A 24,636-nucleotide genomic window follows, 5' to 3' on the forward strand; every position below is an offset into this window, starting at 1 on the left:
GGCATAATCAGGATACTGAATACGCATTTTAAGGGGCATCATGGGCAGAAAAATCAACATTAGGATCAAAATCCTAGTTGGGTTGGTAGCGATCCTAATGAGCTTTTGGGTCTCATTCCTTAGCTGGACCTATCTTCAAGACAAAAGGCTATCCATTAGGGAACTCGACCACCAGGCCCTTGGCATCTACCATTATATCGTATTATCCAGGCGCTGGATTGCCAAACAGGCTGGGATCTTCATAAAGGAGGGGGAAGACTCCTATGCTCTTTTAACCCCAACTGAATTTACTAGAGAGCTTGCAGACTATTCCCAACGGATCCTCCCCTTCTCAATAGATATTTCAATCGCGGAAACAGACAATCCCGAATTTCAACCTGGTGAATTTGAAAAAAAGGCCATGCAGGCATTTAGCTCAGGCGCTGTATCCCATACTTGGACGATTTATGAGAAAAAAAATGGGGAAAAAGAATTTTGGTTTGTGGCCCCACTTTACTTCACAAACGAATGCAATTCCTGCCATGTTAAAAGTAATGAAATAATCAAAAAGGCAGTTTTTGGTTGTATTAGTATAAAACTGCCAGCAGAAAAGATTTTGAGCAGTATTAAACAGCGCTTTTTGACCAACCTTTTCTTATTCCTGACCACACTCTTTCTTGCAGTAGTTTTTTTGTGGGCCATGTTGACGAAATTGGTCCTCACTCCTCTGGACAAGCTCAGCCAGATTGCCCAAAAGGTGCGCGAAGGAGATCTCAAGGCCCGTGTTAAAATCGGGGTTAGTCCTGAGTGGGAATCAGTTGCTGAAAGCTTTAATGACATGATTACTGCCATAGAAGAGCAAAATGTCCGTTTGGAAAAGGCAGTTGAAGACGCAGTTTCACGGCTAAAGATCACCAATGAGGAACTTAAAAAGGCCAATGCCTATAAGTCTGCATTTTTCTCGAACATTACTCATGACCTAAAAACCCCTATCACCGCCATTAAAGGGGCGTCCGAGATCCTTGCCAAAAAGCTCCAAGGTAATCCCCAATTGTTGAGTTATGTGGACATCATTGCTAGAAATGTTCAAAAACTCTCAAAAATGGTACAGGACCTTCTAATATGTGCCAAACTAGAAAGCGGTCGCTCTGACCTACATTTTGAAGAAAATAATATTTGCGAAGTTATTGAAGACAGCATCCTTATGCTAATGCCAATTGCATGGGATAAGGAGGTAAAAATACACTATTCTGTCCCAGAAAAGCCCGTGCTTGTGAAATCTGACAGGGCCATGATTGATCAACTCTTTACCAACCTCATTTCAAATGCAATTAAATTTTCTCCAAAAGGAGAGACTGTTGACGTCACATTAGAAGTGATGGAAAATAAATGTAAGATTTTTGTTGAGGATGCCGGACCTGGAATTCCTGAAGACGATTGGGAAAAGGTGTTTCAAAAATTTTATCGAGCAAAAGGGGCTACATCTCAGGAAGGAATGGGCCTTGGCTTGGCTATATCAAAATTCATTGTAGATGCCCACAAAGGGGAAATCAGAGTTTCTAGGTCCAAGAGGGGGGGAACTCTAGTGACTGTAACACTTCCAATAAAAAGCTCGGAACACTTTTAAAAGTTTTGAGTTTTGAGTTTTGAGTTGAGGGTAAGTACCTTAGAGTAAGACATTGAACTCAATAATGGGAGAAAAAAATGACTAATTGGCCTTCGGGGGCAAAGATCTTAGTAGTTGAAGATGACAAGGACATACTCACAGTTTTAAAAGACCAGCTTGAACTCGATGGTTTTGATGTAAAGACCGCTTTGAACGGAAAAGCAGCATTAGAGGTCTTTATTCAATATAATCCTGACCTTATACTCCTGGATCTCAATCTACCTGATATAGACGGCCTAAGGGTTTGCCAAAAAATTCGCACACATACGCAGGAAACTGCTGTAATCATGCTTACAGCAAGAGATAGATTATGTGACAAGGTACGGGGATTTGAGACAGGTTGCGACGATTATATTGTTAAGCCTTTTGAATATCTAGAATTACAGGCAAGAATAAAGGCAGTTCTTAGACGAAAATCTAGCACTGTGGCCAAGCGTGACGTAATGGATTTTGGAACAATAAAAATTTTTCCTCAAAGAAGGGAAGTCAAAGTACAAGGAAGCCCCATTAAACTCACAAAAAAAGAATACGATCTCCTGGAACTCTTTGCAGCACACCCCAATAAGGTACTGAAACGCGAATTTATCATATCAGAACTCTGGCCTAACAAAGAACTATATTCTTGGAGCAGGGCACTAGATGTCCATATTCTTAGACTTAGGCACAAGATTGAACCGGATCCTGAATGCCCTCGTTATATCATTACACATCCTGGAGTTGGCTATAGATTTAGGACTGACGAAAGCCAGGAAGAAGGCCTTTCGTCCACCTGAAGCCTAGAACTTTAGTTGGACATGCATCTACGCATTCTCCGCAATTCCAGCAGTAGGGAAGTGTTGTTTCGCCATCCGCAGGGGAAAGCCCTATGGGGCAGGCCCTTTTACAGAGTCCACATTTTTTACAATTTTCTCGGTTCTGATGAACCAATAACCTTCTTCTTGAACCTATTAAGGCAAGAAGCCCACCAAGAGGACACATATATCTACAAAAAAAACGCCTGGTTACGAAAAAGTGAAGTAGTAGCACTATTATGACTAATACCCCTTCAATGGCAAGTGTGTGGAGAAAGACCGCCATCATGATCTCTCGTCCAACAAGTCCTGGCGGAGACAAAAAGACAAAAAACGGGGCTCCTGCAATAAGTGCAAGCAAAATGTCTCCAATTAGTGCAAACCACAAAAGCCATTTTGGAAAAACCAGATGATCCTTAAAGAACCTAGTCTTACTAAATGGCCTTTTTATGACATCTAAGGTCTCTGATAAAAAACTTATGGGACATATCCAGCTACAAAATACCCTCCCCAACAAAGAGGCTAAAACGACAGGAAGTAACATTCCAACTACAAGAGGTGCATAAATGGATTTTGACAAAAGAATGCTTTCAAGACCTTCGAGGGGAGATACAACCCACAGATCTCCTATTCCTAGGGACTGATACCAACCTTGAATGAAATTGAAATTAAGATAGTAATTCAAAAAAGGATTGATAAGTATCAGCAGAAAGGCAAAAAAAAGGCTTATCCTCCGTAGTGTTCGCCATCTCATCAGTCTGATCCTCACTAAATCCTCATTTCCAATTACTAACTACTCACACCATATGTTCTAGGTTCTCAATCATTATAGATTTGGATAACAGTTTATGGCCTTCTTGGTCCCTTCAGTAGCACCCAGGCCTTTGTCAGTCATGGGACATGCATGAACGCACATACCACAGCCTGTGCAGTGCTCAGGAACTACCACAGGCCGAAGTTCATCGAGCCTTATGGCCTTATCTTTGAAAGGGCAAACATTGTAACAGGTGCGGCAAAGGGTCTCTCCTCTCCAGGTAATGCAAAGATAACGGTCCACTACTGCTACCCCCATCCTCACAGCTTCCTGCTTGATAGGTCTTAGTGTGCCAGTTGGACATACCTTTACACACTTCATACATAGGTAACATGGTACCCTGTCCACCTTGACAAAAGGCGTTCCTGCCCAAACTCCTGAACGAGCATCCATGGCAAAAATGGTCTTATACGGGCAGACCTCAATACACCTTCCACACCTTATACACTTGGTCGCGAATATCTCTTCAGAGACAGCTCCAGGAGGCCTCAAAAGATTAATTGTAACAGGACTCTTCCAAAGTCTTAAAAAGGATCTTCTCCCAAATGAAAGGCTTTCCCTATTCATTCCTCAATTTCATCCTCGACGTTGAGATAGACGAGATCAACTGAAATTACCCCATCAATTTTTTTTATCTCTTCTACCAGTCCTTCCATTTCATTACTGGTCTTTGTGTCCAAGGTAATAACTATGTTTTCCTCGTGCTGTACTTCCTTGCCATTATCGTCTGCTGGTACATAGACATCACACTGGGAGATGCCACTTAGCTGTTCCATAACTGTATTTCCATTGCCTGGAACAACTGTTACAACAAATCCACCAATAGGCATCTTTTCCTCCACTTCAAAACTCAAAACTTCTAAAATGCTCTCTTCCTCCAACTCAACACTCAAAACTTAAAACTCAACACTTCTATAAAGGTCTTTCTTCCTTCAACTCAACACTCAAAACTCAACACTCAAAACTTCAAAAGGAAGGGGGGACCTAAGCCCCCTCCCCCATCCGTTTTTAAACGGAATTCACTAGGAACGGCTTTAGAGGTTTAGGGCCAGAGACGCGCTTTATGCGCGCTGAACAGATCTTAAATTCAGGCTCTTTAGAGCCTGGATCAAAGGCATCTTTAGTGACACGATTTATCATCCTGTCCTCATGCTGATCATGCCAGTAGACAAACACCATTCCCTTCATCGGGCCTTCCACAACCTTGGCAGGAAGGAGATTCTTTCCCCTACGTGACTCCACAAGCACCATGTCCCCTGGCTTTATTCCAAGTCGAGAGGCATCTTCTGGATTTATCTCAACAAAGGAATAGGGATTTGCGCTCATGAGTTCAGGTATCCTTCCTGTCATACTGGAAGTATGCCAATGGTCAATAATGCGTCCTGTGGAGAGATAAAACGGATATTGGGAGTCAGGTGCCTCTGCAGGGCCTTTGTAAGGCCTTATCCACACCCAAAGCTTTCTGTCCTTATGGGCAGGCCCGTAGAATTGATATGGCTTATCATCCTTTGCGTGCTCATCTGCAAGGGGATCAAGACCTCGAACGAACTTCTTTACAGTGCCGCCCTTAAGAGCATATTCCTTGGTTGGAGCAGGCCACTGAACGCCATCTGGCATTTGCATAAGCACCTCATAAGTAGCTCCTCTAAAGTCGTTGTCTCGTCCCTTTGTCAATTTTTGAGTGTACTCATCCCAAATGGCCTTGGGCAGTTCAAAACCTTCTTCCTTTCCTATAAATGGTTCGACGCACTTCTTAATGACAGGATCATTTAACTCTTTTGAGAGCCTCAAGGCCCACTCTCTTACGATCCACACTTCTGGCTTTGCCTCCCCAGGTGGATCCAGTGCCTTGAGGGTAAGCTGGCTACGCCTTTCTGTACAGCCATAGACTCCTGTCTTTTCAAAATGGAATGCAGTCGGCAGCACAAGATTCGCCACTTCTGTAGTGCGGGTGGGGAATATATCGGTTACGACGATGAAACAGTCCTCTCTCTTCAGCCCTTTTATATATTTGTCTGCATTTGGTAGACTCTGGACAGGACTGGTACAATTTATCCAAATGGTCTTAATCTTTCCATCGTTTATTGCCTGGAACATTGCCATTGTATGATAGCCAGGCTTGGCAGGTATCCTCCCCCTTGGTACTCCCCAGAGGTCTTCTACCTCATGACGGAGCTTATCTATCTCAACTGGCCTATGGGCTGGAAGGATATGACAAAGCCCACCAGCTTCACGTACTCCACCACATGCGTTTGGTTGCCCTGTAAGGGATAGACTATCCGCACCTGGTTTACAGAGCTGTCCTGTGAGGATATGGAGATTATGAATGAGATTGTTGGCCCAAACGCCTCTTATTCGCTGATTGATCCCCATAGTCCAAAGGCTCATAGTCGCAGGAGATGTGGCAAAGATGCGGGCAACCTCTCTTATCAAATCTGGAGTAACATTACCTCCACAAATCTTTGCGGCCTTTTCTGGGCTGTAGGCCTGAAGATGCTTCTTATAGACCTCAAACCCCACTTCCTTCTTTGCTTTTCCAACTCTAAAGGTGGCATAATTAGACAGGAAATCCTTATCATATAGTCCTTCTTCAATAATCACATAGGCCATGGAGTTTAAGAGTGCGAGGTCAGTTCCTGGCTCAAATTGTATGTGAATATCTGCAATACGGGAGGTTGGAGAAATCCTTGGGTCTGCATTGATTACCTTTACCTTATCAGGGTTATCGAGCTTTCGCCTCATAATTCTACGGAATAGGACTGGATGGGCCTCTGCAGTGTTACTGCCAATTATGAAAAAGCAATGGCACTTCTCTATATCCGAATAGCTACCTATTGGCTCATCAGCGCCAAACGATGTGATGTAACCACCCACAGCACTGGCCATGCAAAGCCTTGGATTTCCCTCGACATTATTGGTCTTGAGTCCAGCACGCATGACTTTTTGGAAGAGATAGGTCTCTTCGGTGAGGGCTTGACCAGATCCGTAGTATGCAACAGAATTATTACCGTATTTTTTGACAGAATTTGCAAAGGCCTTTGCAGCAATATCAAGTGCCTCATCCCAGGAAATTTCCTTAAAGGGCTGATCCTTCCTTGCCCTGTAGAGTGGTTTTGTTAGCCTGTCGGGATGGCGAATTAATTTATAAAAGAGCATCCCTTTCATACAGAGATAGCCAAAATTTGTACGTGAATCCTTTACTCCTCTAAGGGCCACAGGCCTTCCGTTTTTCAGCCCGAGATCGACCCTACAACCAACACCACAGAGCCTGCAAGAACCACGAACCCATTTATCCACATCAAAGGCATGGCTTATGCCTTCATTTTTAAAACCAAGGTTGACACCGCAAAAGGAGGCAGCAGTTAAGGCGGCCGTCCTCTTTATGAATTGCCTTCTTGTAAGAGCCATTTAGAACACCTCCTTCCTTTATGCCCTACTTTTTGCCCTTAAATTCATGAGCACTATGGCACGACCAACAGGGCTTGTCCTTTGGACAACGATCCATGACCTCCATGTGACAAATACTGCACTGCGCCACATCTGGGACTACCTTCAGGTCATCATAGCCACCATGACACTGAAAACATCTCACCTGCCCAACGCCGTGAGCGGAGTTATACCACTCCTCATAAATCTCAGGGGTAACGTCTTTGTGACACTCATAACATGGCTGCCTTTTTTCAGACTGGCTGAGTGCAGAATGGCCATTAGGATTTGCGTTTTCTGATGCTGGAGAATTGCCATATTGGGCACATGCACCTATGGAAAAAAAAGAGACTATGCCTATAATAGTCATTTTCACTGTTTTCTTCATACCTTACCTCCACCCTAATTCGATTCGGGCCTCTCCCTCCAAAGGAGAGAAAGACCCGAGTTTCTTGGAGCCTTAGAAACTCACCATGAGTCTTGTCCAAAACACATCTTCGTCGTAACCACCTGCAAGCCCTGGAGCTCTACTTGCTGAACTATTCAATTCATTGTAGTGGGCGTACTTGATTAGACCTTTAACATTCTTATAGAGTGTCTTGACGACAAGAACATCAAACTCGTCTCCATAGGCATCATCGAAGCCACCTACGTTATCATCAGTGCTGTCAAAATAATGATAGACGAGCTTACACTTTGCCCCCATGTACTTGATGGTGACGTCTGCATAGTAGTCGAGAAGGCCATTTACCAGAGAACCGCCATTGGTCCCGATAAACACATCTGCCCATCCATTGAACTTATGAGCAGTTGAAAAGAGGGTATCAAATGGCCTGTCATCAGCGCTATTGGAATCGTCCTGCCCTTCGATGTAGCTAACACCAGCTCCCACAGAGAACATTTTGTTCAGATCCACCCCAAGATAGCCATTGAACATCTGGGCAGAGACATCGATGTCATTATCCTGCCAATCTGTCTGGTAGGCGTAATCAATGGCATACTTAACCATCATTACTTTACCAACTGCGCGAAGCCCATAGGTTGCTAGGTCTCGGGTATCATTTTCAGAATTCAGCAAGTAGCAAAAGGCAGACAACTTATGTCCTTTGATGCCAGTATAGGTTGCATGGAACATCCAAAACCCGTCTAGGTCGTTCTGGGTCAAAAGAATAGTGTTTTGGCGATTGGCATACCCTGCAAATAGAATGACATCCTGAATTGATTCATTTGTAATGGTAACTCCATCAAAGGACTGGGCATTCTGACGCCATCCAATGTTTCCGATGAGCCTGTGATCATCTAGAATTATCTCCTGACGTCCCAGTTTGATGTGTGTCTGAGGAATAAAAGCAAAATCGAGGTACGCCTGATGAACCCGGCTCCCCTCAGGATCAGCTATAACGTCTCTACTCTTCTGCGCTCCACCTTTTAAGTCATTAAAATCCTCTTCTATATTTGTAAGATTCTGCAGCTGAATAAAGGCACTGGTCCCCATAAATTGACCAGTCCTGTAGTTAAGCCTGGTCCTCACATTTAAGCCACTAGCAGGAGAATTGCCTGCTGGATCTTTCAAGTCAGAATACTCATAACTCACCCTTACGGAAGCTGAAAATTTACCGCCTTGAATGGCCTTATAAAAATCATCGATCTCAGTTTGGGCCATGACTTGCTTAGAAGACACCACAAAAAAGGCAAACAAGGCCAAAATCCCCAAAAAAATTGTACTACGTTTCATAATCCTAACCCCTCCTTCTCTTTGTTTTTTGTTATTGTTTTACAAACATCTCCAAAATAGGACTGGAATAAATGAGGTAATAACCAGAGTCAGGTTCATCACTAGAGACACCATCCCCTTTTCCTTTATCTCTCTCACTCCTCAAAAAGGATGTAGTCTGGACTTTAATAGTGGCTATGACCGATCCATTCCCATTTTGGGTTATGTAGTCTTTGTAATTGTTCTCATCTAAGAGCTCTCCATCCGCTGAAAAAAACCAATACAGAGTCTGTCCATGGGCAGTAGTGGTAGGGAACCCGTATCCAAGGGTGAATGATCCGACCAAGTCCTTGATAGCCTTCCGAGACCATACCTTATGGTATTCAGAGATTAAGATCACTAGATTGCTATCTTTTTCTGCGACAATCTGAAGATCTCCATCCTTAAACCTGAAGGTGCCTTCGGCTGTTGGGGGCAAGCTCTGTTCTTCCGCCTTTCTCAACTGTTCTTCACTAAGGGGATAACAAAGCCTGTAGCCTGCTCTTCCAAGATCCAGCTTCTGAATATCCTTTATGAGGCTGTCAGGAATCCTGCTCTCTCCTGCCCAAACAATCGATACTGAGACCAAAATTAGGCACACTGACAACGCTAGGCTTCTTATTCTAGCTTTTCCAGAATCAGTCATTATTTTGAACTCCTGTCCTATAACCTAAATTGGCCAGACCCAAGTAGGTCTGGCCACCTTTTTGTCATACCTTTTAGCACATTACTTCACTAATTAGATTTTTATTGACCATAGCGGAGCTTCTGCTCTTCCTTTATGAGCTTAAGCACCTCTGCACTTCCGCCAGTCCTGGTCCAGATGTGCTCGGGTTTGCTCAAGATCTCCTTAATCATCTTCTTATACTTTTCGCCCTTGCCAGCCTTTTCAGCCCTCTCCTGTACCAATGGGAGGAACTCTGTGTAGAAATGGCGGGCAATCTCGTACATTCCATGCCAGTGCACATAGTCTGGGCCATGCATTGCAGCTGCCATACGGGTACGACGTCCTTCATGATGCCAGATCTCAAACCAGTACCAGCCTATTGGATTCTGGAACTCTGTACCCTTCCAGATCCCGTCTTTCTTGAGTTCTTTTACGAGTTTGAGCCCAGGCTTGATGAACTTGTCATTATAGGTATAGACAAGAGAGTCAAACTGCTGATAGAACTGCTCTACCTGGCTCATGGCATGACAGGACTTACAGACCTCTTGCATGTTCTTGCGGCGTTCTTTCCAACTAATTACCTTCTGGATGCGCTTCTCAACTATTTGCTTGACGAGTTTGTCACCCTTTCTCACATAGACCTTCTGTTTGGCCTTCTGACCAGGCTGAGGAGGTATTTCACCTGGGACGTCGGTTGCTGTACCATCGACAAATATCACTCTGTTGAGCTTCACAGAGAGAGGTGCTCTAAGATTCCATGAAATTCTGTCGCCAACATTGTGGGTGTTCTGGGCAATGGAGCCATTTGCCTTTACATATTGGCCCATATGGCAGGTGGAACATGTTGGAGCGAAGTAATAATCTTTTCCGAGCACCCACTTTCCAGTCTTTAGAATGTCCATGCCATTCATGCCAGGACCACGAATAGCACTGAAGTATGCAATACCATGCTTAGACTCTTCATAGACCTCTTTTTGTGGGTGATCAGGCCCAAGGTGGCACTTACCGCATGCATAGGGCTGGCGCGCGACACTGGCCCTAAATGAATGTTTGGAGTGACATGCGTTACATGTCCCCTTTGTACCGTCAGGATTAATTCTTCCTATGCCACTGTTTGGCCATGTCATCCAGTCAATAAGGGGCGCACCTGTATCATTTTTAAGTGGAGCCCCAACTCTGTCATAAAGCTTCTTTTTCTTTACTTGGCCGTTCTTGTCCCTTACAAGCTTGACAACAGAACCATGGCACTGCCAGCAGCCATTTACCGCATCTGCCTTTGTGGTGGGAATACTGCCAATAACCTCACCAAGGACATTGTCAAGAGAGGCCATAATCTCACCAGCTGTACTATGATGAGAGTTCATCATTTCTTTCAATTCCCTCTCATGACACATGCCACAGTCTCTTGGTGTCATTAGGGTCCTGATATATGCTCCCTCATGCATAAACCCCCATTCGTCACCCTTTTCAGTTGCATGACAGGTGTAGCATCCAATAGGACCTTCCTTTGCTGCAGCATGTGGGGAATTTTCCCACTGAAACACCAACGACTTGTTTTCCTTCAGGTGACACATCACGCATTTCTTGTTAAGCTCTTGCACCTTAGGATTCTTTACATCTTTCGAAAACTCTGTAGTGGCCATGGCCGGCGCTACAGATAGGCAAAAAAAGGCCAATAAACTCAGAAAAAAACCCCTTTTTTTCATACTTCTCCTCCTATCTCTTTTTTGGTCTGGAATTCATTAAAAGATTGACCAGTTATTTTTAATCATCCTTCACCTCATGCCTCTTCCCTCCCTTCCTGTTTTTCTATTAAGAGGCCTCGGCCTCTGGCTTTGCCGGATGCCAAAGTGGAAAGATTTTTGAGAGTATGAAGAGTACCACCAGTGGAAGCGCGAGAATTATTAGACCTGCTAGGAGCCCCTCCTTCCCCAAAAACTCCAGATCAAAGGAGGCATATCCACGACCACTTTTGGAAATTAACTGGCCACCAATTACAACGTTCCAACGCATCAATATCACCTGGAATAGGATCATGACTGAAACAAGTGAGGCAAAAAACTTGAGTGTGGGCGTGCTCACATTGGTAAGGGAAAGCCATGCCAACAACACGAATGGTATCACTGAAAAGACTCCCATTTGAAGCGTCCAGAAAGTAGTATAAAGAGGACCATTAAGGAGCCCTTCTACTATGTGCCAGTGCTCTACCCGTAAATATGCATGGACCCCTACATCCAAGAGCTCCATGGTCAAGTCGAGAATAAAGAAGCCCCAAAGGAACTTTACCAATGTTTTAATACAGTTAGCATCAGGCTCTTCTCCCTTAAACTTCATAATCAAGATATAGAGTAGGGTGATCCCTGCAATTCCGGATACACTAGCTGAAAGGAGGAACACCACTGGCATAAGTGGAGTGAACCACCAGTGCACGGCCTTTACTCCACCAAAGATGAAACCAACATATCCATGGAGCGTACATGCCCATGGAATACCTATGGCTGCCAGGAATTTGATAACCTTTTTGTCTGCTTCACGAGATTGTGGAGTCACCTGAGTGACCCCAAAGGTAAGCAACCAGTATAGTTTTTTGAGAACCCCCTGAGTCCTATGATACATATCTACCAGGGTTTCTCTATAGACAAGCAAGATCTCCATGATAAGTAGCAGCCCGTATGAGCCATAGATGTAACCGAATCCTGCCATTGCCGACGTAGGACTCGGCGTGATCAACATCTTAAATGCCCTCTCTGGATGCCCAAGGTGGTTCAAAAGGGGCAGGGTACAACAGGTCCAGAAAGCAAAGGCAAAGACCAATGAGAAGCGCGATACAGGCTTAAGGGCCTTTATGTTAAATACGTGATATAGGGATGATACTATGAATGCCCCTGCAATAATCCCAGTTATATAGGGGTAAAGGACAATCATAAAGCTCCAGTGCACATGGTGCTCGTTTGGCAGTATAAATCCTGTTAATTCAGTCATCACATCACCTCCTGGCGGGCGCCAAGATAGTAAAGATTGGGGTTGGTACCCATGTCTTTCTTTAAGACCGTGAGTATGTTTGGACTGTGTAAAATCTTATAGACCTCGGAGTTCTTATCATTCAGATCCCCAAACCTCCTTGCCTTTGTAGGACAGGCGTTAACACAGGCGGGCAAAAGTCCTCGTCTGACCCTATGGTAACACCAGGTGCATTTGTCAGAGGTGTGGCGCTCTGGATGGATGTAACGAACTCCGTATGGACATGCTTGAACGCAATAGGCACATCCTACACACTGCTCATAATCTATGAGGACAAATCCGTCTGGAGTCTGGAACGTAGCCCCAACCGGACATACCTGAACGCATGGGGGATCTTTACACATATTACACAGTTTGGGCACAAAGAATGCGTCTCTAATAGGCTTTTTTATGTCAGTCCTAGGCTGAAATCCATTGATGCCCCCATCAGGGGAATCCACGAAGACCTCCCCGTCTTCAGCAATTATGTATCTTTCGATCCAGGTTCGAGCAAAAGGATCTGGCACATTGTATTCATTCTTGTCAGCAACACAGCAGGAACCACAACCAATACACCGGTTTATATCCACTATGAAGGCAAAGCGCCTCTTGAACATGTCATATTCTTGTTCTCGTATCCCTGGAATCTGCTCAGGCGGCAACATGCCTGCTCCTGAGTCAATTACCATTAAAATCGTACCTGCTATTGCACCTCCAAGTACCTTCTTTATGAAAGAACGCCTATCCTTGTTTATAAGGTTCTTGGCCTCTTCCATACTGATCTCTTTTGGAACTTTAGGGGTTTTACTGGACATTTTCACCCTCCTTGAGCATTGGGAACATCTTATTGGCCATATTGATATACTCGAGGGGTGCGTGTACGAGATGACACTGATTGCACAGATGATCTGGCTCAACTTTCTGCTTTTTGAGATGATCTGGGTAGTAGACCGTTTTAATAACCTTGGGATCCCCTGGCCTGGACCTCACCGCCCTATCGTGACATCTCAAACACAACCTGTTGATCTCACTGCCCTTGTGCACCTTAAGGTAGCCTATGACCTTTCCATCTTTTACATGGTCAGCCAAGGGGCCATGACAAAATTCACAGGAAACCGCACTGTGTTTACCCTTTGCATGGTATTCGAAATCCCACTCATGGCACTGCTTGCAGGAGGCATCAGTCTCATGCACCAATGGCCTGCTAATCTCTTCATCGATGTATGCTGCCCTATAATGGCCATAGCGCCCAAAGGTCCCAGGGGTAAAAACTATCTTTGCTATCACGACAATGGCGATCACCCCCAGCAGCACAAGGCCCATTCTCTTTAAATGAGTTTTTGATCCTGTTTGCACCTATGACCTCCTCTCTAAAAAGGCATTACTCCCCGACCGCGCCTTGAAAGGCCATGCAAATCGACTCATGGTCGTTATATCTCAAAACCAAGTAAAGTTGTTGTTAAAGATGTAACAAACCTGTTAAAAAAGGAGCAAGCCAAGATCCTTGACAATCCTTGTCTAACTAGGTATGCTTGCGAGTCCCGCTGTAATAGTCGGGGGTAGTACGCGTTTATTCAATGACGGAGGAAGGACAATGTACGCTGTAATAGAAACAGGTGGAAAACAGTATAAGGTTACCCCGGGTGAGGTATTGAATATTGAAAAGCTGGATGCAGAGGTAGGAAGCGAAGTCTTCTTTGAAAAGGTCTTAGTAGTGGAAAAAGACAACGATATCAAAATAGGTGCCCCGGTAGTAGAAGGCGCCAAGGTGTCTGCAGAGGTCATCGAGCATGGAAAAGGGAATAAGGTGATCGTCTTCAAAAAGAAGCGTCGCAAAGGCTACAAGGTAAAACGTGGGCACAGACAGCATTACACTACTGTAGCCATTAAGGCAATAGAAGCCTAAGCAAAGGAGGTCACAATGGCACATAAGAAAGCTGGTGGAAGCAGTAAAAACGGAAGAGACAGTATTGGTCAGAGGCGAGGCGTCAAGCGCTTCGGAGGACAATTCGTCCGCGCTGGAAATATCTTGGTAAGACAACTCGGCACCAAATTTCATCCTGGTAAAAACGTGGGCATGGGCAAAGACTATACCCTTTTTGCCAAGATCGACGGAGTTGTAAAATTTGAAACAAGGAGAAACAGGCAGCTCGTAAGCGTCTATCCTGCAGCATAAAAATCCCACCTAAGTCCTTAACGGCAAAGGGTGATTAGTTGCAGAGTTTACGTAAAAAGATATCTTTGACTTAAACAAAAGGCCCTCAAACATTTTGAGGGTCTTGTTTTCTTGATAATATTCACATGAAACAAAACCTCAGTTTTTCTCCAGACGTCGCTTGGCCTGCCTACACACTGTCCCATACCCTGTAAGTCATTAGTGCATCCATGCTGCGCATCTTTATGCCGGAATCTCAAGTTTTTTGAGGGAAAAACTATGAATGGGACAAACTGGGAATGCTCCCTTGGCAAAGGCTAGAGTTAGGTTTTATATTTTTCAAGGGAATTAAAGAAAAAACACTACAAAAAGACAATGAAATTTTTAGACGAAGCCAAAATATTTGTCAAAGCTGGGGACGGCGGACCTGGATGCGTCAGTTTCAGAAGGGAACGCTATGTTCCCAGAGGTGGGCCAGATGGCGGTGATGGTGGCAAGGGAGGAGATGTAGTATTCGTAGTCGACCCATCCTTAAACACTCTTTCTGAATTCAGGCGGAAAAAGCGTTTTATTGCCCAACGCGGTGAGGCTGGCAGAGGAAAGAGCCAGCATGGAAGGGCGGGAAAAGACCTTGTAGTCAGAGTCCCACCTGGCACCATTGTAAAGGATGCAGAAACTGGGAGGATTTTAAAGGATCTTACCACGCCTGGCACTCGCTGGATTGCTGCAAGAGGTGGAAAGGGCGGAAAGGGCAACGAACGATTCAAATCTGCTACACGCCAGGCCCCGAGGTTTGCCCAGCCAGGCCGCCCCGGTGAGGAGAGATGGCTCGATCTTGAACTCAAATTGATAGCAGACGTAGGCCTGGTTGGAGAGCCCAATGCGGGAAAATCCACCTTTCTTTCCAGAGTTACTTCAGCACGGCCCAAAATAGCAGATTATCCCTTTACTACAATTCGGCCCATGCTTGGAGTCGCAGATCTTACAGATGAGAGGACCCTTGTCATAGCAGACATCCCAGGGCTTATAGAGGGCGCCCACAAGGGTATAGGCATGGGGCATCAATTTCTAAAGCATATTGAACGGACCAAGGTTTTACTCATCATACTAGATCTATCCCTTGGGAAGGCTGCTGCCCTAAAGTCCTTTGAGACCCTAATGAATGAACTAAGCGGATACCATGACTCATTGAATAGAAAGCCTCTGGTGGTGGCCTTGAACAAAATTGATCTTCTTGGTGTTTCCGAAAGGAGTGAGTGCGTGGAACTCTGCAACTATTTTATACAAAAGGGAATCTCCTGCCATCCCATCTCAGGCGTAACTGGCGAAGGGGTTGCCCAGCTATTGGAAACCCTTTGGCTAAAGGCCCGTGGGCCTAATCCAGATGACCTTCCTGGCTGTATATAGAGTACCGTTTAGTACCAAGCCCACACCTATCTCATAAGGTCCCTCTGGCAATCCTGATGGAATAATGCCATCACCCAATGGGGCTTCTTTGGCCCCAACCAGGACAAAATTTTCAATGTCCTCTGTAAACAAAACAGGGCTTCCAAAGGGTTGAGTAAAAAGCACAGGCTCAGATGATGCTATACCAGGCCAAGTATAATAGGTATTAGTGCGCCTGCCGTCATAATCAATTGGGCCATTGATCCTTATGGCAATATCTCCGTAACCACCTGAGACATTGATAAGTGATAGAGAGACCTCGAGCCTATCTCCATAAGAGAGCCCTTGATCCCCAGAAAAACCCAATTTCACTCGGGGAACGTCCGGGTTACCTTGCGAGCCGTCCTTTGATGCTAGGCTACACGCATTAACCAGGCCAAATCCAGATTGCGGATCAAACCCTGGGTTATACAAATCAACTGCAGATTCAAGCACCCGGGCCATAATGTTTTCAGGAGCATCGTTTGGGTAGCTGCTCATATAAAGGGCAATCACTCCGCTAACTATTGCTGCTGCAGGGGAGGTTCCGGTCACACCAATATAGCTGTGTCCCAACCACGTGCTCATAAGATCAAGTCCTGGGGCCACCAGTGAGAGCCCTTCTCCCCGATTACTGGCTTGAATCAAATGATTGTTGGCATCAATGGCACCAACCCCGATCACAGTGCTGAATCTTGCAGGAACCGCCACTTCCATTCCGCTATTTCCTGCGGCCGCAACAACGATCTTTCCCCTAGAGCGTGCATATTCAATAGCTGCCTTTACCCATTCTACCTCACTATCTATAGTAAGGCTGAGATTTATAATAGAGGCCTCGGTTGTGGCTGCTGCAATTATGGCAGCTGCAAGGTCTGACGAGTAGAAGGATCCTTCTCCTCCTCTGTTTATTTTAAAAGGTATTATTTTGGCATTTGGAGCCACACCGCAAAAGCCCTTTGAATTCATGCAATTGCCGGCTATCAATCCTGCCATGAGGGTGCCATGCCCGTTTTCATCAGATGGGTCATGATCATTGTCGCCAAAGTCATAGCCCTTGTCATAGAGAACGTTTCCTGAAAGACCCTCATGGGTCCAGTCCACACCTGTATCTATAAGGGCTATGATAAGCCCGTCCCCAGTAGTCTTAGACCATACGTCGCTTGCGCAAAGACTCGATAACCACTGGGAGCTGCTACTAGGAGTAGTTGATTGAGTAGCCAGACTGATATGGCCGGTTAGATCTCGAAATCCAGAATCGATTTTTTTCTCAGATTCTACCACAACCCATGGGAGGGGATCTAGGCTGTGAACAACCTTGGCCTGTTGAAGTTCGCTATTCAGACCGTCTTTTGGCACAATAAAACGATAGGTTGCCCCAAAGGTAGATCCCGAAAACAGAAGAAACAACAAAACTAGAAATCTTAATACGATCATTCCAATCATAGGCATCAAAAAAGCGGCCCATAAAGGGCCGCTTCTGTTCTATTCAAGGGAGGGGCGCTCCCCTCCCAATCAATAGCTAGATGTTACTCAACAGTTACCCTGTAAGCAGCACCCCTGAAGGTGGAGAAGTCTCCGCCTACTGCATAACCGTAGTAGATATCGTAACTACCTGGGAAGTTGCTGAGATCAATGCCATTAATACCTAAGTCGAAGCACTGCTCAGCACCAAGTGTTGCACTGGCGAAAGAAGGTATATCGCCACCCTGGTACAGATCCCAGGTTACCTGGCCGAAGAGACCCTGTGATGCAACGTAAAAATCGCTTCCTATAGCAATTGCTGCATAGAGATCGGCGCTCTGTCCCTGAGCATCGTCAGGTACGTTGAGGCACGGTGCAATAGTGACGTTTGTCACATCTGCTGGCTTCACCTCATTTGCAGCAGGATCGAGGTTTGCTGCCTCAACAGCATCCATCTTTGGAGAAGTGGCTGGAGGTGCTGGTGGAGCTGCGACTGCTTCTCTTGTTACAGTAAAGGTCTTTGAAGCAGTAACAGACCCGTCAGCACTGGTGAGTGTAATAGTGAATTCTCCGGTACTTTCACCTACGGCAATAGTCAGGACCTCTCGCCCAGGATTAGTTGTGAAGTCAACAAGTTGGCCTGAAGCATAGGCTCCACCGTACAAACCAGTAATGGTTGGATTTACACTACCACTCCAAGAAATGGTTACACCTGGAGTATAAACATATCTCTTTCCACTTTGATCAAGACTCTCAATCTCTACACCCACCTCAGCATTTACAGGTATTGCAGTCTGCTCAACATTGATAGCGAGATTCGTCAATGTTTTTGCACTTGGTACATCAACACTAATATCGTTTGCTGTAACACCTGGTTTCGTATATGCAAATGATAAGGTGTCAGTACCAGTGAATTTAGCTGGATCATAGGTGATAGTTACTACATCTCCAGTCTCACCGGCCTTAAGCACGCTATTTCCGCCTGCGATAGATACACTACCATTCTGAGAAGTTACAGATATAGTGCCTGCATTTGCAACGGTTATATTATTACCATATGGGTCTGTCATGCGGAGCTGGCTTTCGTTAAAGGTAGCCACGAAATTTGTTCCAGATGGAGTTGCCTTTAATGCAGTCACCTCTTCATTATGCCCATTTACTAATTTCCCTGTGCTTGGACTTGCGGCAGTAATATCGCCGGTAGTGTCATTGCCTTGGTTGGCAACTGTTACTTCACCATATGCACCAAGACTATCTGCGATAATATAGTATTCATCGCTGGCCACACTCAGTGTACCAGTAGCTTTCTGGAACAATGCTTCTATTGTAGAAGAGGCCTGAGCCAAAGAAACCTCTATGGTCTCTACTACCTGTCCTTTTACTACATGCTTTACCACGATAGTAGTTGCCTTGCTGGTTGAAACATACTCATCAGCTCCGGCTGCACTACCAGGTGCTACATAGGAACCATCTGCTGCAGTATTTGAAGTGGTATTTCCATCAAGAGCGACATCGAATGCTTTAAATGATACACCAGCGGAAACTGGTGCAGTCCAGGCGGAGTTCACTTGTGCAATGAGATTTCTGTCAACCACCTTGATAGCTAGTGGATCCGATGCCTGAATCGTTGCATCAGTTGGAATTGATGCTACAAGTGAAGTAGTACCTAACTTAAGCACCTCACCTGGTGCATTTCCCAATACATCTGTACCTTTGGAAGCGTTATTGACTATGCTAATACTAAGTGCGGTATCACTTACCACAGAATTACTGTCCTTAAACTGAAGAGCAATAGAACTTCCAGTAGCATTTTTGGTTTTATTACCATATTTATCCAACAAATAAGCTGTGATGGTTGTTCCAGCGGCGTTTGTAGCATCGTTACTGATTACACTCTTCTCAGATGTGAGCATCAATTTTACGATTTCAGCTTTTGGATTGACAATTAGAGTATCATCGTCTGTGACATCCACAGAATCTCCTTCAAAACCAGACAATGTTGCCTTAATGTAATAGCAACCTGCTTCTGTCACAGTTGTTGGCACAGTGACATAAGCAACACCAGCACTCATTGTACCTTCAAAGGAATAAGTGTTAGAAGCAGCATTCAGCCCAGTATAAGTATCATAGCAGTTGGCCTTTGGATATAGAGTAACAGTTACAGTACCAGCGGCTGTTGTATCCACGGCGCCTGCATCATTATAGGCAACAACCTTAATCTGGCCACCAGCTGCTCCGGCAGTCATTACTCCGTCAATACCGCCTACGATGCTTGTATCAGAAACACCACTTAAGTCGGAAGCACTTCTGTTAAATGCATCCACGTCAATAGATGCTACTGAGCTAGATACTGCATTAACAGTAACAGTCTTGGTAGTGGTGTCTATAGTATTGTAAGTAACACCACCCTGCTCATTGAAAAACTTTTCCTGCAAGGTAACGGTTATAGTGTCAACTCCGCTGACAGTTGCAGGATAAGAAATGTTAACCTTACCTACGCCTTGAGTTAAGGTAACATATTTAACACTAGCGGCAAAATTTCCGGCAGCTGGGTTAGCACCACTGGTACCACCAACAACATTCACGGTCCCCAACTGACTGGTAACTACTGCCATTATAGTAGCACCGAACTGCTCGCCGTAGAGATCCACCTCTCCGTTGGCATTTAAACCCAAGACGGTCATATTAATGGTCTCACCGGCATTGACCTCTGTTTTATCCAAAATAAACATTCCCTTAACAGTTGAGGTTTTTGCCAATGCCCCACCTACCATTGCACTCAATACGAAGATAAGCGCAATAATTGGGGTAATAACTTTTCCTCTTGCCTTCATTCGAATTCCTCCCTTTTTTCAAAAGGTTTCTTGTTTGTTTTTTCTCCTCTCTTCGGGTTTTGCAACTCTAGTCACAAAACCCAGCCTTCGGCCACGTTTTATTATTCGTCCACCTTCCTCTTCCCCGAGCAGCTATCGCGATACAAAAATCACAATTTAAAAACTACACTGCTCAGGCCTGCATCACCCCCCTTCATTTAAAGATTTAAAGCCCTCCAGAGGAGCTTCGTCAGAGATCTTAACCCAACCTTTAGAGTATATTTTTTATCATTTTGTCTCAGATTCATCAACAAATAAATTATTAATATAAATCACTACTCACTCCACATACCCAGCCCTCCATCTCTAAAACCACAAGACAACTGACTATAATTATGCAATATATATGCCAACCATTACCCCCACCCACTATCAACTCACACTATCATATTTTATAGGCAAGAAACCCCAAAAAAGACAATAACGACTATTGTTGCATCACAATATCACTCTAAGCCCATAAAAAGAACACTTACCTTGACATCTAATAAATGGACAATCTAACAATATTTCTGCTATTAACTACACTCCAAAACACCTACATTAGCCTAAAAAGGATCATTCTCACAGGCAAAAACGACACAAAAAAACCTTGCATAAAGTTTTTCCCCTAAACAATTGACTACCGATGAGGGCCATTTAATCATACCTATAAAAGATTTTTCTTGAATATATCCAGTTTATTATAGAATTCATCTTGAGATAACCACAAATCAACGAGATGGACCTCAGACAAGCATCAAGTCTCGCTTTTGTTAAAAAATTAGCGAGAAACCCAGAAAACCCAAAACACCCCCGAATAATTGTTGGTCAAATTTGACCAACATGGCTAAAATTAACCAAACTAGACAATATAACAAAGTGGATCAGCTAAAATCCCCCACAAGCACATCCTTTGGACATATAGCAAACCCAATCCATATTACCCACCATAACAATCGCTCTATAAGAACTTGAAGTTCCTTAATATCTCTGCATGCACCTACTTCCGCTTGACATATTTAGGAATTGCACTAACAGAATCTCTTAAGCGGTCTTCCTATTCAATCCTCTTGCTTGCCTCTTCTCCTGCCTATATTTTAATCTGATCCTCAAGACAATACTGATAATTTCTGTTATAAAATTTTTAAATATACAGGTTAATATCCACAGAAAACATAATCATTCTCGAAATACTACGTTACTTCTTCAAATCGTTTGTCTAACGGCTTAATCGGCTTGTCGATCCATTCGATATGCTAGTTCATGTCACGTCCTTATACGAAAAAACTTTAATCAATGCAGTATCTGATTAATTAAGCATCCTCGAAAGGGCTGCCCTGCTAAGGTTTCTGTTGCAAACAAGGAAGCGATATATCTACCTCTACATTGTCCTTTCCTAATGGCACCAATCTCCTTTCGACTCTGTCTCCCAGTTCTCCTCCGGTAGCTGTCAGTTCATAAAGCCCTCCAGAATCTGGCCTTAAAACATAACCGCCAGCCCCCCATGTGGTTGTTTCATATAATTTTTCAGCCCCCTTTACCTGTATAGTCACACCCCCTAGGCCCTCTCCCGCAGTATATAGCCCATCGCCATTACAGTCCTCATAGACCACTCCAGTGATGGCAGGCCTTCGATCCTGTAAATCTGCTGCAAAGTCGCATGTAATTACATATACCTGTTTTTCCCCGAATCCTGGCAGGTTCAGTTGGGCCCCTATGAGCCCTATACCAATTTCCTTGGCTTGGGGATTGAAAATCACTGGGCCTATGTACCTTCCAGGGGTAAGCTCATCTATAAAAAGATTTTGAAAGAGGCTCTGTGCCATATCATGGCCAGGAAGGAATTTTTCCAGAACAAGAAGCCCTATATGCTCTGCTACAAAACTAGGAGAATAGCCCCTCTCCACAATGCGATCAAATGGAGTGATGCCCTCCGGAGTATTATATTCGTAATATAGCCTAGTCAGCATGTCATCACTATGACCAAGGGCCGCTTCCCTCAGTACATTATTCGGGACCACAGGAGGAATGCCTCTTTCAAAGACAGGGAACCATACTCCTGCAATCTCTCTTAGACGCTCTACGTCCATCCCCAAAAATTCTGCCATTAAAAAGGGTTTTGAGCGCGCAAGATTGATTAGATAGAGGATCTCCTGTTCTACAGGAGAAATACCCTCTTCATTGGCTTCGCAGATGGCACTTGATGCCAACACTATAAAAGACAAAAAAATTAAAAGGATTCGCTTCATTGCCCTATTCCCCTTCCAACAAATATAGAGAATGCAAATCCTATTCCATCAGTGTTTTTACGAGGTAGAAGGCAGAAGGGAGAAGCCTTTTAAAAGTGTTGAAGTTTGAGTGTTGTGACTTTTGTACAGGCAGGGCCTGCTTCTTCCTTCTACCTTCTACCTTCTACCTCTTCAAACTTGCGAGCTGCATAATCCGGGATTATAGTCACGCCATCAAAATTATGAAAACTACTTCCGCCGAAGATATTAAATTCTATAATGAATATTTTTTCTGCAGCAATCCATTGGCTTAGGACAATAGGCAAGTCCAGGACCCTTTTAAGAGTTTTCTGTATACGGGAATTAAAGGGTAAATTTGCCGGTTCCTTTGGTGGCCTTCTCTGGGTAATAGCCATGCCCCTTTCCCAGATACTGGTTTATCTATTCGTATTCAATACCGTATTCAAAGTAAAGCTCGACAGATTACAGGTCGGAACTGATAGCTTTGCCCTGTTTTTTCTATGCGGCATGTTTCCGTGGATATGCTTTCAAGAGGGGATATACAGGTGCTGCTCCATTTTATTGGAAAACTCCAACCTCATAACCAAGGTCAACTTTCCAGTAGAAATACTACCCACGTCGGCCCTTTCTACAAACTTTTTTATTAACGGAGCTGGTTTCATCATATTCCTTCTCTATGTGCTCCTTGTAAAAGGCCTTACCATCTCCGTAATATTCCTACCGCTAATCTTCATGGCCTTTTTCCTATTTTCAATAGGACTCGGCCACATTGTTGCTGGGGCAACCGTCTTTCTTCGAGATATTCAACATCTTTTGCCAGTTGTACTATTTGTTTGGTTCTACCTTACCCCTATAATCTATCCCAAAACAATGGTCCCAAATACGTTTCACTTCCTATTCCTACTGAACCCCATTTATCCGTTCGTGGAGCTCATTCGAGCTGCTGTCTTCGGAACGCCAATAAAAGGCGTTGAGGCTCTATTCAGCTTGGCCTGGACTTTTTTGTCCTTCTTTGGAGGCATCTTCTTCTTCAATAAAGTTAAATCGTCGTTTGCTGATATACTTTAGTCAAATGCATTCTCAATATCTTTGAGCGTTTTACAGATTTTTGGCATCTCTTTTAATTCGGGATAATCCTCTACCGCAACTGCGGCTTTGAGATATAAATAAAAATTCTGCCCTGGAAATTTTTTCTGAAAATCTTCTTGGACCCTTGCAAGATCAAAAGGACACTTTTCCCACAGAAAGGCAATATCAAAAGGATCTTTCCAGATTATCTGGCGCCCACTTGCGTAGAGTTTGTTCAAAAAGAGATCGTAATCGCTGAAAGAACGGATGCCATTTTCCATACGAAAAGGTTCGATAGATTTAAAAGGAAACAGAATAAAAGACACTTTAACGCCCTGTATATATATATATCCAGGTGGTCGGCTCCAGGTTGTCTTTCAAAAGTTTCAACATGAAAAGAACGTCGAATTCTTGATAGGACTGCGTTAAAGAAAAAGTCATTTTCTGAAAAAAAAATCAAAGTCCGTGCTTTCCCAGTGGTGATATCGAAACATGACAGCTGTTCCACCTCCAAGAATGAAGGCCGGGGCAACAGTTTGTATGTCACAGGCCAGGGTTAGAAGTCTTTTTGTCAGTTCCACGGGTTGCTCCATTCCCTGACAGCCGCTCTACAGCCACGAAATACATCATTATAGGTTTTCACCACATATATGCAAGCCTCTGGCCAGAGTTTATAGGCGAGCTTTACGGCTTCATAACTAGAAGAGTTGCACATAATCCGGTGTACCAGAATTTCCAGCATAATTCTTCCATTGACGGCATCCCAGGCCCAACGCCGCAGTTCAGGGGGGACTTTTACAATTTCAGTGAATTTTGGCCTAATTCTTTTGGTTGGACCCGAAACGTACATATTGGTTCTCAACTTTCCCGCAGTCAGGCAGACAGAAAGCAGCATATATGCGCTTTGGTCATCCCCTGCAAAAGTTTGAGCAGATCATCCCAGATTATGCACTACGAAAGATGGCAAAAATGAATTTTCTTTTTATATCAACTAATTACCTTATTATAGCCTATTGCTAGATATTCACCTTTTTGGTGAAGGAATATTCATGTTGTTTTTGCCCTCTTTCGCAGCCCTTCGGGATTAGCGATTTTCCCCAATCTACTTTGTTGCTCGGGGCTCGAAGTACCTAAGTACGTCTTCGCCCCTAGCGCCTCGCATCTTGGGTAAACTCGCCAATTGCATAATCTGGGATCATACTACACGACGCCACCTTCTGCCAATCCTGCTTCTCCCTTCTACCTTCTACCTTCTTCCTTCCTCTGTAATTAACCGAATGTGGTGTCGTGTAGTATCATCGAAGACTACTGTCTATAAACATAGCGA

The 24,636-nt window shown here is 44.3% G+C and carries 21 protein-coding genes; 6 read left to right on the plus strand and 15 right to left on the minus strand.

From position 1 onward, the window contains the following. Positions 1–40: 40 nt before the first annotated feature. Together DBT_RS10940 and DBT_RS10945 are read left to right on the plus strand one after the other, a co-directional pair. Entirely contained in the window at positions 41–1,606 is a 1,566-nt protein-coding gene (locus DBT_RS10940) for an ATP-binding protein (RefSeq protein ID WP_067620534.1), read from the plus strand. A gap of 77 nt (positions 1,607–1,683) precedes the next feature. Beyond that, positions 1,684–2,418, plus strand: a complete 735-nt coding sequence (locus DBT_RS10945; protein ID WP_067620537.1) for a response regulator transcription factor — start codon at positions 1,684–1,686, stop codon at positions 2,416–2,418. Here DBT_RS10945 and DBT_RS10950 read toward each other — a convergent pair. The 11 genes from DBT_RS10950 to DBT_RS11000 form a co-directional block, all read right to left on the minus strand. Continuing rightward, positions 2,375–3,190: a 4Fe-4S binding protein gene (locus tag DBT_RS10950; RefSeq protein ID WP_067620622.1), complete on the minus strand. Its 816-nt coding sequence runs from the start codon at positions 3,188–3,190 to the stop codon at positions 2,375–2,377. The two genes, DBT_RS10945 and DBT_RS10950, sit on opposite strands and share 44 nt — an antisense overlap. Positions 3,191–3,262: 72 nt before the next feature. Further along, the gene (locus tag DBT_RS10955; protein WP_067620540.1) at positions 3,263–3,817 is read right to left on the minus strand and encodes a 4Fe-4S dicluster domain-containing protein; all 555 of its coding nucleotides are present in this window, start codon (positions 3,815–3,817) and stop codon (positions 3,263–3,265) included. Then, entirely contained in the window at positions 3,814–4,143 is a 330-nt protein-coding gene (locus DBT_RS10960; RefSeq protein WP_067620542.1) for a chaperone NapD, read from the minus strand. The genes DBT_RS10955 and DBT_RS10960 overlap by 4 nt, the downstream gene beginning before the upstream one ends. 115 nt (positions 4,144–4,258) lie before the next feature. Continuing rightward, complete coding sequence (locus DBT_RS10965) at positions 4,259–6,658, minus strand: molybdopterin oxidoreductase family protein (protein WP_067620545.1); 2,400 nt, start codon at positions 6,656–6,658, stop codon at positions 4,259–4,261. A gap of 25 nt (positions 6,659–6,683) precedes the next feature. Continuing rightward, positions 6,684–7,064 carry a hypothetical protein gene (locus DBT_RS10970; RefSeq protein ID WP_067620548.1) on the minus strand — a complete coding sequence of 127 codons (381 nt, stop codon included), beginning with the start codon at positions 7,062–7,064 and terminating at the stop codon, positions 6,684–6,686. Positions 7,065–7,136: 72 nt separating this feature from the next. After that, on the minus strand, positions 7,137–8,411 hold the full coding sequence (locus DBT_RS10975; RefSeq protein ID WP_067620551.1) for an alginate export family protein: 1,275 nt from the start codon (positions 8,409–8,411) through the stop codon (positions 7,137–7,139). Positions 8,412–8,442: 31 nt separating this feature from the next. Continuing rightward, positions 8,443–9,075: a hypothetical protein gene (locus DBT_RS10980; protein ID WP_067620554.1), complete on the minus strand. Its 633-nt coding sequence runs from the start codon at positions 9,073–9,075 to the stop codon at positions 8,443–8,445. 101 nt (positions 9,076–9,176) lie between these two features. Next, positions 9,177–10,802, minus strand: a complete 1,626-nt coding sequence (locus tag DBT_RS10985; RefSeq protein ID WP_067620557.1) for a multiheme c-type cytochrome — start codon at positions 10,800–10,802, stop codon at positions 9,177–9,179. Between the two features lie 106 nt (positions 10,803–10,908). Then, positions 10,909–12,078 carry an NrfD/PsrC family molybdoenzyme membrane anchor subunit gene (nrfD, locus tag DBT_RS10990; RefSeq protein WP_067620560.1) on the minus strand — a complete coding sequence of 390 codons (1,170 nt, stop codon included), beginning with the start codon at positions 12,076–12,078 and terminating at the stop codon, positions 10,909–10,911. Next, complete coding sequence (locus DBT_RS10995) at positions 12,078–12,911, minus strand: 4Fe-4S dicluster domain-containing protein (RefSeq protein WP_244155356.1); 834 nt, start codon at positions 12,909–12,911, stop codon at positions 12,078–12,080. The genes nrfD and DBT_RS10995 overlap by 1 nt, the downstream gene beginning before the upstream one ends. After that, positions 12,901–13,452: a cytochrome c3 family protein gene (locus tag DBT_RS11000; RefSeq protein ID WP_067620563.1), complete on the minus strand. Its 552-nt coding sequence runs from the start codon at positions 13,450–13,452 to the stop codon at positions 12,901–12,903. The genes DBT_RS10995 and DBT_RS11000 overlap by 11 nt, the downstream gene beginning before the upstream one ends. A gap of 238 nt (positions 13,453–13,690) precedes the next feature. On the opposite strand from DBT_RS11000, the gene rplU reads away from it, so the two are divergent. The 3 genes from rplU (at position 13,691) to obgE (ending at position 15,658) form a co-directional block, all read left to right on the plus strand. Beyond that, entirely contained in the window at positions 13,691–14,002 is a 312-nt protein-coding gene (rplU, locus tag DBT_RS11005) for a 50S ribosomal protein L21 (RefSeq protein WP_067620565.1), read from the plus strand. 15 nt (positions 14,003–14,017) lie between these two features. After that, entirely contained in the window at positions 14,018–14,272 is a 255-nt protein-coding gene (gene rpmA / locus DBT_RS11010) for a 50S ribosomal protein L27 (protein ID WP_067620568.1), read from the plus strand. A gap of 354 nt (positions 14,273–14,626) precedes the next feature. Continuing rightward, the gene (obgE, locus tag DBT_RS11015) at positions 14,627–15,658 is read left to right on the plus strand and encodes a GTPase ObgE (protein WP_067620571.1); all 1,032 of its coding nucleotides are present in this window, start codon (positions 14,627–14,629) and stop codon (positions 15,656–15,658) included. Here the strand turns inward: obgE and DBT_RS11020 are convergent. The 3 genes from DBT_RS11020 to DBT_RS11030 form a co-directional block, all read right to left on the minus strand. Next, the gene (locus DBT_RS11020) at positions 15,611–17,110 is read right to left on the minus strand and encodes a S8 family peptidase (RefSeq protein ID WP_161939969.1); all 1,500 of its coding nucleotides are present in this window, start codon (positions 17,108–17,110) and stop codon (positions 15,611–15,613) included. The two genes, obgE and DBT_RS11020, sit on opposite strands and share 48 nt — an antisense overlap. A 92-nt stretch (positions 17,111–17,202) precedes the next feature. Beyond that, the gene (locus DBT_RS11025; protein ID WP_141674288.1) at positions 17,203–19,383 is read right to left on the minus strand and encodes a hypothetical protein; all 2,181 of its coding nucleotides are present in this window, start codon (positions 19,381–19,383) and stop codon (positions 17,203–17,205) included. Positions 19,384–21,332: 1,949 nt separating this feature from the next. Beyond that, complete coding sequence (locus tag DBT_RS11030; RefSeq protein WP_067620580.1) at positions 21,333–22,241, minus strand: hypothetical protein; 909 nt, start codon at positions 22,239–22,241, stop codon at positions 21,333–21,335. Positions 22,242–22,499: 258 nt separating this feature from the next. Here DBT_RS11030 and DBT_RS11040 point away from each other — a divergent pair, with 258 nt between their 5' ends. Then, positions 22,500–23,309 (plus strand): ABC transporter permease, encoded by an 810-nt coding sequence (locus tag DBT_RS11040; RefSeq protein ID WP_083186784.1) that lies wholly within the window; start codon positions 22,500–22,502, stop codon positions 23,307–23,309. Here DBT_RS11040 and DBT_RS11045 read toward each other — a convergent pair. Then, positions 23,306–23,590: a hypothetical protein gene (locus DBT_RS11045; RefSeq protein WP_141674289.1), complete on the minus strand. Its 285-nt coding sequence runs from the start codon at positions 23,588–23,590 to the stop codon at positions 23,306–23,308. The genes DBT_RS11040 and DBT_RS11045 overlap by 4 nt on opposite strands. Between the last annotated feature and the right edge of the window lie 1,046 nt (positions 23,591–24,636).

The organism is Dissulfuribacter thermophilus, assembly GCF_001687335.1.
GTDB classification, from domain to species: domain Bacteria; phylum Desulfobacterota; class Dissulfuribacteria; order Dissulfuribacterales; family Dissulfuribacteraceae; genus Dissulfuribacter; species Dissulfuribacter thermophilus.